This window comes from Kitasatospora sp. NPDC038210 (assembly GCF_055600605.1).
In genome coordinates, this window is sequence record NZ_JBVJYK010000007.1 from 344,785 (window position 1) to 358,595 (window position 13,811).

Genomic DNA, 13,811 nt, shown 5'->3' on the forward strand with positions numbered 1-13,811 from the left:
CCTCGCCCGGGCGGGGCCGCGCGCCGGGCTGCTCGGCTTCGAAGCGCAGGGCTTCCCGGACGGCTGGGCACCGGTGTTCGGGCCCCTCGACCAGCGGAAGCCCTTCGTGGGCCGCAGGGGCTATGGTCGAATACATGGGAGAGCGACAGGTCGCACCCATTGCGCCGGACCTGGTACTGACGACTGCCGGCGACTCGCGGATCCTCACCCCGAGCCGCTCGTACCACGTCGGCCGCGACCCGGTCAGCGAGATCCCGCTCAGTGACCCCCGGGTGTCATGGCACCACGCAGTGCTGCACCTCGGCGACGGACACTGGATGCTGGACGATCTGGACAGCGACAACGGCACCTGGTCCGGGGGCCGCCGGATCTCGCGCCTCGATCTCGGTGACCTCGGCACCGACAGTGTCATCCGGTTCGGCAGCCCCGGCGACGGCCCGGAGGTGGAGCTCACCGTGGCGCCCGCGCCGCAGTCCGCCGTCCCGCGTCCCACTGCGCTGACTGCGATCACCGGCTCGTACCGGCCGCCCACCAGCATCCATCCGCTGATCGCCCGCACCGTGCGGATCGGCCGCGCACCCGACAACGACCTGGTCCTGGCCGACCTTGAGGTTTCCCGCCACCACGCCGAACTGCACACCACCGCCGACGGCCGGTACGCGATCACCGATCTGCACAGCCACAACGGCACCTACCTCAACGGTCAACCGGTGGTGGAGGCCGTGATCGGCCCGGGAGACCTGCTGGGCATCGGCCACTCGGAGTTCTGCCTGGTCAACGGCGAACTCCAGGAGTTCGTCGACACCGGCGACATCACCCTCGACGTGGCCGACCTGGTGGTCACGGTCGGCGACGGCCGGCTGCTCGACGGGATCAGCTTTCCGGTCGGCCAGGACTGCCTGCTGGCGGTCACCGGTCCGAGCGGCTCGGGCAAGTCGACCCTGCTGAACGCGCTCACCGGGCTGCGGCCCGCCGACGGTGGCACGGTGCGCTACGACGGTCGCGACCTCTACCGCGACTACGCCGAACTGCGCCACCGGATCGGCTTGGTGCCGCAGGACGACATCCTGCACACCCAGCTGACCGTCCGGCGTGCGCTCGGCTACGCCGCCGAACTGCGCTTCCCCGGCGACACCGGGGCGGCCGAGCGGAACGCCCGGGTCGACGAGGTGATCGCCGAACTGGGCCTGGAGAAGCGGGCCGACCTGGTGGTCGCCAGCCTCTCCGGCGGCCAGCGCAAGAGGGTCAGTGTGGCACTGGAACTGCTCACCAAGCCGTCGCTGCTCTTCCTCGACGAGCCGACCTCCGGCCTGGACCCGGGGATGGACCGCTCGGTGATGCAGATGCTCCGGGACCTGGCGGACGACGGTCGCACCGTCGTCGTGGTGACGCACAGCGTGCTGAGCCTCGATCTCTGTGACCGTCTGCTGATGCTCGCACCGGGCGGTCGCACCGCGTACTACGGACCGCCCGGCGACGCTCTGGAGTACTTCGGGTGCTCGCAGTGGCCGCAAGCGTTCGAGAACTTCGAGACGGAGGAGGACCGCGACTGGATGGGCGAGTACCGGGCTTCGCCCGCGTACCGCCGGTACATCGACCCCATGGAACGGCCCCGAGCCCCGGTCGCGCCGTCGGGGCTGGCCGAGAAGGACGGGGTACCGCCATCGGGGGCGGCCGAGCGGAGTAGTGTGCCCTCTGCACCGTCCGGGCAGCGCAGCCCGAGGTCCCCGCTGCCCGCGCGACGCCGTGCCCGGCCCGTACCGGCCAAGCCACCTCCTCAGCCGCAGCGCTGGGACCGCCAGTTGGGCACCCTGGTGCGCCGCTACACCGCGGCACTGGCCGCCGACCGCACCTTCGTGGTGATCATGATCGCGCTGCCGTTCGTGATGGGCGTGTTGGCCCGGGCGTTGGCCGGCGGCAAGCTCACCGACAGCAGTGTGTTCAGTGCGCTGTTGATCCTCTGCGTCGGCGGAGTGCTCACCGGTGCCGCCAACGCGGTCCGCGAGCTGGTCAAGGAGCGGGTGATCTACCGGCGGGAGCGCGCCGTCGGGCTCTCCCGATCGGCGTACCTCTGCTCGAAGGTGGTGGTGCTCGGCACGGTCACGGTGGTTCAGGCCGTGGTGCTCACCATGGTCGCGTTGGCGGGAGTGCGGCTCAGACCCGAGGGCGGCAGCGGGGTCTTCCTGCCGCCGCTCGCCGAGATCGTCATCGTGATGGCGCTGCTCGCCCTCGCCGGAATGATGCTGGGACTACTGGTCTCGGCGCTGGTCGGCAAGGAAGAGGCCACCATGCCGCTGCTGGTGCTGCTGGCCATCGTGCAGGTCGTCTTCACCGGCACCCAGCTGCGCCTGTACGGGGTGCCGGGACTCGAACAGCTCTCCTGGCTGGTGCCGTCCCGCTGGGCGATGGCGGCGATGGCCGCCACCGTCGATCTGCGCGCCATCTCGCCCGGTAACAACCTGGCGACCGATCCGCTGTTCCGGCACAGCGCGGGGACCTGGCTGCTGAGCACCGGAATGCTGCTGGTGCTCAGCCTGGCCTACGGCCTGGTGGTCTACTGGCTCCTGCGGCGGACCGAGCCGGCGGTCATGCGACGGGCCCGGAAGGCCGGCTGACGGACCCGCTCGTCAGCCGGACCGATCCGGGCACTGCGTCGTCGGCGACGCCGTGACCTGGTCCGGGGCCGCTCCACCCGGGAGACGCGTGCACCTTTGGCGCGGGAGCCGGGGGCGGCCGGGTCAGAGCACGAACAGCGTGCTGTACGGCGGGGAGACGCGTACCCGTTGTGAACCGAAGTCGACGAGCACGGCGGTGTCGCCGTCACCCTCGACGCCGATGACCCGGCCGAGGCCGTACCGGTCGTGGGTGACTCGGTCGCCGACGGCGAAGTGCTTGCGGGGTGCCTCGGGCGGAGCCTTGAAGGGGCTGTTCGGCAGGGGGCGGCGGGCTGCTGCGAAGTTGTTCATCCCCTCCAGTATGCGCCGGAAATCGCGGGAGCGGGCCTATTCGGTGCACTTGCGTTCGAGTGAGGGGTGATAATGCCGCACGCGCAGTCCGGGGGCCCTGAACGGTGCCGACGAGCGCGACGTGATCACTTGTGCGGCGCCGTCGGGACGAGGGGGGCTCGCCGTGTCCGCGGGGACCGTCCTTCCGGGCTCTCGGCGCCGGAACCTCGCGGACGTGTCAACGAGGCTGCTGCCAAGGCGTGTTGAGGCTCATGGCGGCTCAGGTCCGGCGATCACGGGGGTACCCCCAGGAAACTGCGGGCGAAATGTTCACCCAAAGCGCGCTCGGGCCTGCTAGAGTCGTTTTAGTTGCAGTAGTGGTTCCCATGAACTTTGTGTGCGCCTGCTGATGTATTCGCAGGCGCATTTTTGTTTCCCGGCTCTTCCCGGGTGGGTGCTTCCCGCGGCGACTCGGAGCGTGCGCTGTGCGCGCTTCGGACAGCCCCTTGAAGGAGATTTCTTAATGGCTAATGGCACCGTGAAGTGGTTCAACTCGGAAAAGGGCTTCGGCTTCATCGAGCAGGAGGGTGGCGGCCCCGACGTCTTCGCCCACTACTCGAACATCAACGCCAACGGCTTCCGTGAGCTGCTTGAGGGCCAGAAGGTCGAGTTCGACGTCACGCAGGGCCAGAAGGGCCCGCAGGCCGAGAACATCCGCCCGCTGTAGTTCTTCTGCCACGGCACCCGCCAAGCAGCGAGGGGCCCGCACCGCGCACACGCCCGGTGCGGGCCCCTCGGCATTGCGCCACGACGCGCTCCCGGCCGCTCAGGCCCCCTGGCTCCGACTCCGCGGCGGCGGTCACCCCCCGCGCGAGACACAGCGCCGCGCTCCGACCGGCGCCCTGCCGTGGCAGCTCACGGTTCGAGGTCGTTCGCTCCCGCACCGCGTGGTGAGCGCCGACCTCAGGTGACGTGCCGCACGGTTCCACCGTCCACGCTCCGACCGTCACAGTTCCGGCCCGTTTCCTCGCGGTCTCCGCCGACGCCCCGCGCCACGGAGCCTTCCTCGTGACGTGCCGCCCCGAGGAAGGCTCCTGCATGAACCGCTCCAGTCGCTCCCCGTACCAGAACGCCGGCTCCCGTTCCGGCGGCGGTTCCTTCCCCGACACCCGGGCCGCCCGGGGCCGGCGCCCCTCCGGCCGCAGCGTCGGCCGGGGCCCGTCGGCGCCGGGCGAGTTCGCGATGCCGGTGAGTACCACCCCGGCGCTGCCGGCCGCCGCGTCCTTCGAGGAGCTGGACATGCCGAAGGCCCTGCTGCCGGTGCTGGCCCGCCGGGGTGTCACCGCGCCGTTCCCGATCCAGGCCGAAACCCTGCCGAACTCGCTGGCCGGCCGTGACGTCCTCGGACGAGGCCGCACCGGCTCCGGGAAGACCATCGCGTTCGGCCTCGCCGTCCTGGCCCGCACCGCCGGGCACAGGGCCGAGCCGCGCCGTCCGCTGGCCCTGGTGCTGGTCCCCACCCGCGAGCTCGCGCAGCAGGTCACCGAAGCCCTCACCCCCTACGCCCACGCGGTGCGCCTGCGGATGGCGACCGTGGTGGGCGGGGCGTCGATGAGCCGCCAGGCATGGGTGCTGAACCGTGGCGCGGAGGTCGTGGTCGCCACCCCGGGCCGGCTCAAGGACCTGATCCAGCGGGGTGACTGCCGGCTCGACGGGGTCGGCGTCACCGTGCTCGACGAAGCCGACCAGATGGCCGACATGGGCTTCCTGCCGCACGTCACCGAACTTCTCGACCAGGTCGCCGAAGGCGGCCAGACCATGCTGTTCTCCGCCACCCTGGACCGCAACGTCGACCGCCTGGTGCGGCGCTTCCTCAAGGACCCGGTCACCCACTCGGTGGACCCGTCCGCGGGAGCGGTCAGCACCATGGAGCACCACGTGCTGCACGTGCAGAACTTTGACAAGAACGCCACGATCGCCCACATCGCGTCCCGTGACGGCAGGGTGATCATGTTCACCGACACCAGGCACGGCGCGGACCGCCTGGTGCAGGACCTGCTCGCGAACGGTGTGAAGGCCGCGGCCCTGCACGGCGGCAAGCTCCAACCGCAACGCACCCGGACCCTGGAGCAGTTCCGCACCGGCCAGGTGACCGCGTTGATCGCGACCAATGTCGCCGCCCGCGGCATCCACGTCGACGGGCTCGACCTCGTCGTCAACCTGGACCCGCCGGTCGACCACAAGGACTACCTCCACCGGGGCGGCCGCACCGCCCGGGCGGGTGAGTCCGGCACCGTCGTCACGCTGGTGCTGCCCAACCAGCGCCGCGCGATGGCCCGCCTGATGGCAACGGCCGCCATCACCCCCGTCACCACCAGGGTCAGCGCCGGCGGCGAGGACCTGGCCCGCATCACCGGCGCCCGCGTGCCCACCGGCATCCCCACCGTGATCCCCGACCCCGTCACCGAGCGGCCGCGCCGCAGCCCGTCGGCGCGCCGCCCCCGCCCCGCCCACACCGCGGGCGACACGCCGGCCGCCTCCGGCCACGACAATCAGGGCTCCGGCCGCCGCCCGGCGCCCCGACGATCCACCCTCGCCGTATAGGGCCACGGATCCGTGTCGGGGGCGGTGGCGACCGCTTGCCCGGCGGCGGAGCACGGTCGTAGGGAGCGGGCCGTCGCGAGGGGCGAAGACAGCGCGGCCGGAGACAGCGTGGCCGGAGACGGTCCTCAGGTCTTCCCGTACTCGTCGTGGCGGCGCAGCCAGTGGGTCTCCTCGCCCTCTTCGTGCCGGCCCATCGGTGTCCGGTCGAGGAGGCCGTAGTAGGCCATGGCGGGCTCAAGGCCGCGCGCAGTGGTGACGTACGTCCGGTGGACGGTGCCGTTCGAGAGCGCGTAGACGCTCAGTCCGGGGCCTTCGGTGACGTACCCGAGCACGTCGGTGCCGCAGGCCTCCGCCATCTGACGCACGGTCGGCGGGATGTCACCCCCGAGGAACGGTCCCAGCTCCTCCTCGGTGTACTGGAAGCCGAGGTCGCGGTGGAAGTCACTGCCGGCGGCGGAGACCCAGTCGAAGCGCCAGCCCATCCGTTCGCGGTAGGCGAGCAGGTTGTCGATCGGCGCGCGCGAGGAGCAGATCAGCGTCACGTCGCGGGCTTTCAGGTGGACCGCGTTGGGGCTGAGGGTGTCCGCGATCGAGGAACAGACCGGGCATCCGGCCTCGTAGGACGGGCCGAACATGAAGTGGTAGACGAGCAGTTGCGAGCGCCCGTCGAAGAGGTCCGCGAGCGACCTGGTCCCGCCGGCGGTCTCGAAACCGTAGTCCTTCCCGACCGGCACCCAGGGAAGCTCCCGCCGCTTCCGCGCGAGCTCGTCACCGAGCCGGGTGAGCCTCTTCTCCTCCGCGAGCAGCTCCTCCCGGGCCGCCTCGAACTCCTCCTGCGTGCCGATCCTGTACTCGGGCATGGCCTTTCCCTCCTGTAGGGGAGCAGAACGCCGCATCGCGGCGTGCAGTCACCCGCGGTGGCAGCCGGAAGTGCCTGCCACCGGCTACCCGCCCGGCCGTACATCCACCGTACGCGCGTGGCGGCGGGCCCTCGCGACCACGCCACACGGCCTGCTCGGCGGCGTGATCACGCAACGAGGCGGATCGGAGCCGGCGGCCGGCCGGGATTCCGGACTGTGATGCAGGTCACTACGGGGGCAGAACCTGTGCGCCGCAGCGGGCGTCTGGCTGGTGTGAGATCACGCAGGAGAGCATGGGACGAGCTGGACGAGGAACGCCTCGTCCGGCTGGTGGCCAGAGGCGACCGCCGGGCGTTCGACGAGTTGTACCGGCGCACGTCGCCGTGGCTGGCGGTGCGGTTGCGCCGCCGTTGCGCGGACGAGCAGATCGTCGCCGAGGTCATGCAGGAGACCTATCTGGCGGTGTGGCGCGCGGCCGGCGCGTTCGCCGGGAGCGCGGTCGGCGGGACGGCCGTCGGGTGGCTGTGGACGATCGCGGCGCGGCGCCTCGTCGACGCGTTCCGGCACCGTGCGCACCACGCCGAACCGCCGGTGGCCGCCGCCGAGCGGGCGGTGGTGCCCGCCGCGGAGGAGGAGGCGCTCGCCGGGACGGTCGGCGGCGACGTCGGTGACGCCCTGCGGCGACTGGCGCCGGAACTGCGCGAGGTACTGCAGGCCACGGTGCTCGACGGGCTCTCCGTCCGGGAGACCGCCGTCCTGCTCAGACTGCCCGAAGGCACGGTCAAGACCCGTGCCCGCCGGGCCCGGATCGCGATGCGGGAGGCGCTGGCATGAGCGGGGAACACGCGTCGAGGCGGTTGATCGACGACTACGCACGCGGTGACACGGAGATGGCCGCGGACACGGTGTGGGCGTTGGAGGCCCATCTGGAGGCGTGCGCGCCGTGCCGGCGCCACCTGGCGACCTCCGTGACCACCGAGGCGCCCGACATCGCCGCGCTCCTCGACACCGTCCGGGCCGGTCTGGAACCGCAGCTGGACGCGGCCGTCAGGACGCCTTCGCGGCGGCACCGCCCGAGGTGGGCGTCGGCCTGGCTGACACCGGTCGTGGCGCCGTGGCTGGCCATGACCGTCGCCGTCACCCTCGCGGCGCTGCTGCTGGACGCCGCGGCTCCGTCGAGACTCTTCGGTGCCGCCTCGCCGGTGTTGCTGATCGCGCCCGTGCTGCCGATGTGCGGTGTCGCCGCATCGTGGTCGCGCGGCCTGGACCCGGCGTACGAACTGACGGCCTCGACCGCCCGGGCCGGCCTGCCGCTGCTCCTCCGGCGCACCACGGCGGTGCTCCTGGTCGTCCTGCCCGTGCTCCTCACCGGGGGATGGCTGACCGGGACCGTGACGGCCGCGCAGTGGTTGCTGCCCTCCCTGGCCTTCACCTCCACCGCCCTGGCGCTGGGCAGCGTGGTCGGCGTGACCCGCGCCGTCGTCGGGCTGGTGGTCGCGTGGGGCGTTGCCGTGGCACCCGCGTGGGCCACCGGCCGCGTCCCCCTCGCCCTGCGGCTCGTCATCCAGCCGGAGGGGCTGCCCGCGTGGGGGCTGCTCCTCGCGCTCGGCGTCGGTGCCGTGATCGCCCGCAGAAACGCCTACTCAACGCTGTGAAACCATCCTCGACCCTCGAAAGGGACCACCGCATGGCACCCCAGATGACCGCGGCTGACACCGCGCCGAAGACCTATGCCTGGGAGATCCGGGCCAGCGGCCTCAGAGTGCGCGTCGGACGGAAGAAGATGGCCGTCGACGGGCTCGACCTCTCCCTGGGCACCGGCGCCCACGGCCTCCTGGGGCCCAACGGAGCGGGGAAGACCACCCTGATCCGGACGCTGGCCACCGTGCTGCGCCCCACCGAGGGCGACCTGGAGCTGCTCGGCACCTCCGTGCGTGCGATGGGCGACCACCGGGCCCTGCGCCGCCGGATCGGCTACCTGCCGCAGGAGTTCGGCTACTACAAGCGCTTCACGGTGCGCGAGTTCGTCGAGTACATGGCCTGGCTGAAGGAGGTGCCGAAGGCGGCGGTCCCCGCAGCCGTCCAGCGGGCGGTGGAACGGGTGGGCCTGGCGGACCGCGCCGACCACCGGATGAAGACCCTGTCCGGAGGCATGGTGCGACGGGCCGGCATCGCCCAGGCCATCGTCAACGACCCCGAGGTGCTGCTGCTGGACGAGCCGACGGCCGGCCTGGACCCGGCGCAGCGGCTGCGCTTCCGCGAGCTGCTCCAGGACCTGGGCCGCGACACGTGCGTGGTCGTCTCCACCCACCTGGTCGAGGACGTCGCGGCCGCCTGCTCGGACGTGGTGCTCTTCGCCGACGGCCGCCTCGTGTTCCAGGGCACGCCGGACGACCTGGCCGCGGCGGGCAGCCCCGAGCACCCCGGCGACAGCCCCCTGGAGCGCGGCTACTCGGCGCTGCTCCGCGACTTCGGCCAGCCGGGAGGCATCTGGTGAACGGGCGTCTCCTGCGCGTCGAACTGAAGCGCTCCGCCGCCCCCTGGGCGGGCGTCCTCGTCCTTCTCGGCAGCCTGGCGGTCTTCTTCCTGATCGACGGGATCTGGTGGAGGGGCACCGCCGGGTGGGCGGCCCAGTGGACCCCCATGGCCATGTGGACCCGCTACCTGCTCGCCTTCTGGTGGCCGCTCGTGGTGGGCGCGGGCGCGGTGTACGGGCTGCGCGACTCCCGCTCGCGGGTGGCCGAACTCCTGTCGACCACGCCGCGGCCGGCCTGGCGTCGCGCGGCGGTGCCCGCCGGTGCGATGGCGCTGCCGCTGGCGGTCGGCTTCGGGGTGCTGGTCCTCGCCGGTGGATTCCAGGTGGCCCTCGGCCGGACCACCTACACCACCCTCGGATGGCTGCCGATCTCGCTGGTGGCGGCGCTGGGCCTCGTCGCGGGCGCCGTGTTCGGCATGGGCGTCGCGCGGACCCTGCCCCATGTGCTCACCCCGCCGGCCCTGGTGGTGTGCTTCCTCGTGCTGACGAACCTCCTCCGACCGGCCATGGAGGGTCTCGTGCCGGCGGGCCGGGCGCCGAACCGGCTCGTCCTGTTGTCCCCGGCGGTCCCGGAGCCCCGGGAGATGCTGCTGACCCTGTCCGGCGCCGTGCACGTCGGGCAGACGCTCTGGCTGCTCGGTCTGCTCGCCACCGGCTTCGCCCTGCTGTCGGCCGTGACCCGGCGGGCCAAGCTGCTCGCGGTCGTCCCGGTCCTGGTCGGCGCGGCCCTGGCCCTGCCGGTCCTGCCCGGCGCTCCGCGCGACTCCTACGTCGTCGACCAGGCCGCTGCCGCCCTGGTCTGCGACGGGCCGGTGTGCGTGACGCAGGCGAACCGTTCACGTCTGCCCGAGCTCGTGCTGCGCAGCGAGGAGGCGCTGAGCGTGCTGCGCGGCGTCCTGGGCGACCGGGCACCGCACACGGTGCGGGAGGACAACAGGCTGCGCGCGCTCGGCGACGACCGAGAGCTCTCCGACGAGGTGGTGCTGGTCGACTTCGACGAGCGACTGTTCGCCGACGCGAAGGGCGAGGCACTGACGCGCGCCCTGATCTCCCAGGGGCTGGCGCCGAATTGCCACGGGAACAACGACCGGGAAGGCTCCGGGAGCGGTGACGTCGCGTCCCAGAGCATCGCCGTGAGCTGGGTCCTGCACGATCCGCAGCTCCGACCGCTGACCGAGAAGGGTGCCGACGCCTACGCGCAGAAGACCTGGGCGGACGCCGACGCGACGTGGCGGAGACTGATGGCGGTATCACCGGACGAGCAGCGCTCCCGGATCCTCGGACTGCGCGCCGGTGCCTTCTCCTGCGCGCCGGGCGATCCGCTCCTGCTGCTGGCGGGGGAGGCGTCCCGATGAGGTGGCTGACCCTGTACGCCCGGTCACGGCAGGTGTCCGGCTCGGCCGCCGCGGTCGCCCTCGTGACGCTGGCGGTGTGGACCCTCGTCGAGCCCGGCCCGGCAGACCTGGCGCTGGCGCTCCTCGTCCTCACCGCGTACGTGGCGTCGGCCTCGGTCGGGCTCGGCGGGCCGGACGTGGTGCTGGAACGGACGGCGGCGATCCGGTGGATGCCCCGCCGAGCGGCGCACGTCCTGCTGATCGGTACGGTCGCCGCAGTGGCGTTGCTGACGGTCCAGACGGTGGGAACGAAGCTCGCCCCCACCGGGGTCGTCGTCCGGGACACCGCAGGGCTGGTCGGGTTGGCCGGCCTCGGGGCCGCGCTGTGCGGTGCGCACCTCGCCTGGACCCTGCCCACCGGCTGGCTCGGCCTCACCCTCTTCGTCCCGACCCCGAACGGTACCGTCGGGGAGGTCGTGAACTGGATGCTCTTCCCGCCCGGTACGACGGCGTCGGCCTGGACCGCGTGGGTCCTGTTCGCGACCGGCACCGTGGGGTACGCCGTAGCAGGGCCCGGGCGGTGACGGGTACGCCCCGGAGGCCGATTGCGGGGAGCCTGCCATCCGCGCCACCGGGCGGGCCCGCCGGCGCCGGGTCCGTCGACGGCTCGTCCCGGTGTCGGGGTCAGCCCGGGGCGGGGTGGTAGGCGGTGAGCAGCAGGGCGATGTCGTCGGAGCGGTGGGGGGAGCGCCGGGCCTTGCGCAGCAGGTGGTCGGCGAGTTCGTCGAGGTCCGCGGCGCGGGCGTGGGCCAGTGCGGCGCGCAGTTCGTCGACGCCCAGGTCGAAGTCGCGGCCGCGTTCCTCGACGAGGCCGTCGGTGTAGAGGGCGAGGACGGAGCCGTGGGGTAGGTCCAGCCGGGTCTCGGGATAGCTGCTGGTGCCGACGACGCCGAGGAGCGGGCCGCCGGCCAGCTCCAGCACCTCGGTGCTGCCGTCGGGGTGGCGCAGCAGCGGCGGGCAGTGCCCGGCCCGGACGGCGTAGGCGCAGTCGCTGCCGGGTTCGATGCGGAGGTAGCAGCAGCTGGCGAGCAGCCCGGGGTCGAGGTCGGCCAGGAGCCGGTTCGTGCCGGCCAGGACCGCCCCGGGGGAGTGGCCGGCGGTGGCGAAGGCGCGGACGGCGCTGCGCAGTTGGCCCATGGTGCCGGCGGCCGCGATGTTGTGGCCCTCGACGTCCCCGACGACGAGCGCCACGCCGTCCCCGGTGGGGATGACGTCGTACCAGTCGCCGCCGATGTCCATCCCGCTGGTGCCGGGCAGGTACCGGCCGGTGGTGAGGATGCCCGGCAGGACGGGCAGGCGGTGTGGCAGGAGCGCGTGCTGCAGGCCGTGGGCGAGGGCGTTCTTCGCGTCGAAGAGACGGGCGCGTTCCAGTGCCTGGGCGATCAGACCGCTGAGCGCGGTGAGGATGCCGCGGTCCTTGGTGGTGAGGTGGTGGACGTCGTCGAATCCGAGGAGGCAGGCGCCGACGGGACGGTTGGAGGCGATGAGCGGCAGGTAGGCCCAGGCGCCCACGGCTTCCCCGAGTCCTTCGCCGGGTCCTGCCCCGGCCCCGGTTTCGGCTCCGGCTCCGCTGCGGGGCGGCCGGTCGTCGGGCGGGTCGCGCCGGTCCTCGATGAACAGGGGCACGCCGAGGGCCGGCGCTTCCGTTCCGGGCAGCGGGGCGTCGAGCGGTCGGCCCTCCAGGTGGTGAAGGAAGCGGTCGTGGTGGCCGGTGCGGAAGAGCAGGTGCAGCCGGCCCTCCTCGATGGCGTAGACGGCCAGGTGCTGTCCGCCGAAGGCCGGCAGGAGCTGGGCGGAGACGACCTCGCACACCTCGTCCATGGTGACCGCCGCGGTCAGCGCGCTGCCCAGCTGCATCATGCGGTAGATGGCGCCGAGGCGTGCGGGTGCGGCCAGGTCGGTCGGCGGGTCCTGGTCGGCCGGGGAGAACGGGTCGGACGGGGCGGACACGTCGGACGGGGCGGACGGGACGGGCCGGGTTCCCCACGGGGCACCGGTCGGGTCCTCGGGATCCAGCTCGGGATCCAGATCGGGATCCACCCCCGCCTCCGCCTGCCGGGCCCCCACCGGCGGGCCGGCGGCCTGTGAAGGGGCGGCCTGCGGAGGGGCCGCGGGCGCCACCCTGCCGGTCACGCCGTTGGCGTCCGGGTGCAGGGAGAAGGCGAGCCACCGGTCGGGTGGGCGGCGGACCAGGAAGGTGATGGGCTGCTGGGAGACCATCGCAGCCCGGTGCCGGTCCTCGAAGACGGGATCGGACAGCCAGGGGACGACCTCCCACAGGCAGCTGCCGAGCAGCTCCGGACCGGACACGCCGAGCAACTGTTCCAGGCCGTGATTGGTGTAGGCGACCCGGCCGTCCGGGGTGAGGGAGAAGAGTCCGTCCCGGAGCCGTTGGACCGCGGTGACGGCCGCGGCGCCGGCCCCGATGTCGAGCACGCTGCCGACCAGGTGGGACCGGGCCTCCTCGCCGGGCACCTCCGGTACGCGCCCCCACAGCTCCACCGTGCGGTACCCGTAGGTGGTGCGGACGCGCAGTCGCCGGGCGAGCACCCTGCCGTCGGCACGGGCCGTGCGGGCCGCGGCCCGGAGCGACAGCCGGTCGGCGGGATGGAGCCGGGCGGCCAGTGTCTCGGCGCGGCCGTCGAACGTGCCGGGCGTGAGGCCGAACAGGGCGCACAGCTCCTCGTCGGCGACCACGGCGCCGGTGTCGAGCCGCCAGTCGAACAGGCCGACCCGCACCGACGGCGCGTCGGGAGCCGGCACCTGGAGGGGGACGGTGCCGGCGTCGCAGTCGAGGGCGCCCCCGCGGGCTCGCAGGTCGGCGAGGGTGGCGCCGAGCCGGCCGGCGATGGTCCGCAGGTGACGGAGCTGGGTCCGGGACAGTCCCGGGTGCCCGGACGCGGCCGCCCACACCACCGCCAGCGCCCCGAGGCTCTCCTGCCCCGCCCGGACCGGCACCGATGCCGAGCCGAACGCGTACGGGAGGGCCACCGCGAGCTGGGGGTACCGGCGTACCGTTTCGGCGGCGTCGGCCAGGTGGACCGTCCGGCCCGAGCGGTAGGCCACCGCCACCGGGATGGGGCTGTTCACCGGGATGAGCCGCCAGCCGCCGAGCAGGGAGGGCGGGGTGCCGCAGGCGGCGGCCAGCACCACGGACCGTCCGTCCCGGGAGCGGAGGAAGACGCTCCCGGAGTGGGCGCCGCTCTCCGCGACGGCCTTGACCACGGCCGTCACCAGGGCGTCCTCGCACGCGGTCCGCATCCGGTCGGGCTCACCCGCCCCGGGTGCGCGCTCGGGGGCACCGGTGCCCGCCGCGGCGCCCGTGGCCGTACGGGCCGCCGTGCTCCCGTGCGGTCCCGCCCGCTCGCCGGGGTCGTGCCGGTTCATGCTTCCCCGTCTACGTCCGGCCGACGCCACTGTCAAGCGGGGCCGGTGCGTGGCCGGTGGGTGCGGGCCGGGCGGGCATCGCCGC

Annotated in this window: 11 protein-coding genes; 8 read left to right on the forward strand and 3 right to left on the reverse strand. The window is 73.2% G+C overall.

The window, feature by feature from the left end:
- The first annotated feature begins 134 nt into the window (after positions 1-134).
- Positions 135-2,615, forward strand: coding sequence for an FHA domain-containing protein (locus ACZ7KX_RS17735; protein ID WP_470327214.1), 2,481 nt, complete (start codon positions 135-137; stop codon positions 2,613-2,615).
- Between the two features lie 123 nt (positions 2,616-2,738).
- On the opposite strand, the gene ACZ7KX_RS17740 is transcribed toward ACZ7KX_RS17735, so the two are convergent.
- Complete coding sequence (locus ACZ7KX_RS17740) at positions 2,739-2,966, reverse strand: hypothetical protein (protein WP_350524404.1); 228 nt, start codon at positions 2,964-2,966, stop codon at positions 2,739-2,741.
- 502 nt (positions 2,967-3,468) lie between these two features.
- Between ACZ7KX_RS17740 and ACZ7KX_RS17745 the strand changes: the two genes are divergently transcribed.
- Positions 3,469-3,672 carry a cold-shock protein gene (locus tag ACZ7KX_RS17745; protein ID WP_045694210.1) on the forward strand — a complete coding sequence of 68 codons (204 nt, stop codon included), beginning with the start codon at positions 3,469-3,471 and terminating at the stop codon, positions 3,670-3,672.
- Between the two features lie 371 nt (positions 3,673-4,043).
- Entirely contained in the window at positions 4,044-5,549 is a 1,506-nt protein-coding gene (locus ACZ7KX_RS17750; protein WP_470327215.1) for a DEAD/DEAH box helicase, read from the forward strand.
- Between the two features lie 125 nt (positions 5,550-5,674).
- Here ACZ7KX_RS17750 and ACZ7KX_RS17755 read toward each other — a convergent pair whose 3' ends face one another.
- Positions 5,675-6,409 carry a DUF899 domain-containing protein gene (locus ACZ7KX_RS17755; RefSeq protein ID WP_470327216.1) on the reverse strand — a complete coding sequence of 245 codons (735 nt, stop codon included), beginning with the start codon at positions 6,407-6,409 and terminating at the stop codon, positions 5,675-5,677.
- 330 nt (positions 6,410-6,739) lie between these two features.
- Here ACZ7KX_RS17755 and ACZ7KX_RS17760 point away from each other — a divergent pair, with 330 nt between their 5' ends.
- From ACZ7KX_RS17760 to ACZ7KX_RS17780, 5 genes are read left to right on the forward strand one after another with little or no spacing between them, the layout of a single operon-like run.
- Complete coding sequence (locus tag ACZ7KX_RS17760) at positions 6,740-7,243, forward strand: RNA polymerase sigma factor (protein ID WP_470327269.1); 504 nt, start codon at positions 6,740-6,742, stop codon at positions 7,241-7,243.
- Positions 7,240-8,064 (forward strand): zf-HC2 domain-containing protein, encoded by an 825-nt coding sequence (locus ACZ7KX_RS17765; protein WP_470327217.1) that lies wholly within the window; start codon positions 7,240-7,242, stop codon positions 8,062-8,064. The genes ACZ7KX_RS17760 and ACZ7KX_RS17765 overlap by 4 nt, the downstream gene beginning before the upstream one ends.
- A gap of 32 nt (positions 8,065-8,096) precedes the next feature.
- Positions 8,097-8,906: an ABC transporter ATP-binding protein gene (locus tag ACZ7KX_RS17770; RefSeq protein WP_470327218.1), complete on the forward strand. Its 810-nt coding sequence runs from the start codon at positions 8,097-8,099 to the stop codon at positions 8,904-8,906.
- Positions 8,903-10,300: a hypothetical protein gene (locus tag ACZ7KX_RS17775; RefSeq protein WP_470327219.1), complete on the forward strand. Its 1,398-nt coding sequence runs from the start codon at positions 8,903-8,905 to the stop codon at positions 10,298-10,300. The genes ACZ7KX_RS17770 and ACZ7KX_RS17775 overlap by 4 nt, the downstream gene beginning before the upstream one ends.
- Entirely contained in the window at positions 10,297-10,863 is a 567-nt protein-coding gene (locus ACZ7KX_RS17780; protein WP_470327220.1) for a hypothetical protein, read from the forward strand. The genes ACZ7KX_RS17775 and ACZ7KX_RS17780 overlap by 4 nt, the downstream gene beginning before the upstream one ends.
- A 100-nt stretch (positions 10,864-10,963) precedes the next feature.
- On the opposite strand, the gene ACZ7KX_RS17785 is transcribed toward ACZ7KX_RS17780, so the two are convergent.
- The gene (locus ACZ7KX_RS17785; RefSeq protein ID WP_470327221.1) at positions 10,964-13,726 is read right to left on the reverse strand and encodes a SpoIIE family protein phosphatase; all 2,763 of its coding nucleotides are present in this window, start codon (positions 13,724-13,726) and stop codon (positions 10,964-10,966) included.
- Between the last annotated feature and the right edge of the window lie 85 nt (positions 13,727-13,811).

Excerpts from the sequence above, each read along its gene's own strand:
- ACZ7KX_RS17785 (WP_470327221.1), bottom strand. The coding sequence starts at position 13,726 with ATGAACCGGCACGACCCCGGCGAGCGGGCGGGACCGCACGGGAGCACG.
- ACZ7KX_RS17745 (WP_045694210.1), top strand. The coding sequence starts at position 3,469 with ATGGCTAATGGCACCGTGAAGTGGTTCAACTCGGAAAAGGGCTTCGGC.
- ACZ7KX_RS17780 (WP_470327220.1), top strand. The coding sequence starts at position 10,297 with ATGAGGTGGCTGACCCTGTACGCCCGGTCACGGCAGGTGTCCGGCTCG.
- ACZ7KX_RS17755 (WP_470327216.1), bottom strand. The coding sequence starts at position 6,409 with ATGCCCGAGTACAGGATCGGCACGCAGGAGGAGTTCGAGGCGGCCCGG.
- ACZ7KX_RS17770 (WP_470327218.1), top strand. The coding sequence starts at position 8,097 with ATGGCACCCCAGATGACCGCGGCTGACACCGCGCCGAAGACCTATGCC.
- ACZ7KX_RS17765 (WP_470327217.1), top strand. The coding sequence starts at position 7,240 with ATGAGCGGGGAACACGCGTCGAGGCGGTTGATCGACGACTACGCACGC.
- ACZ7KX_RS17740 (WP_350524404.1), bottom strand. The coding sequence starts at position 2,966 with ATGAACAACTTCGCAGCAGCCCGCCGCCCCCTGCCGAACAGCCCCTTC.
- ACZ7KX_RS17735 (WP_470327214.1), top strand. The coding sequence starts at position 135 with ATGGGAGAGCGACAGGTCGCACCCATTGCGCCGGACCTGGTACTGACG.
- ACZ7KX_RS17750 (WP_470327215.1), top strand. The coding sequence starts at position 4,044 with ATGAACCGCTCCAGTCGCTCCCCGTACCAGAACGCCGGCTCCCGTTCC.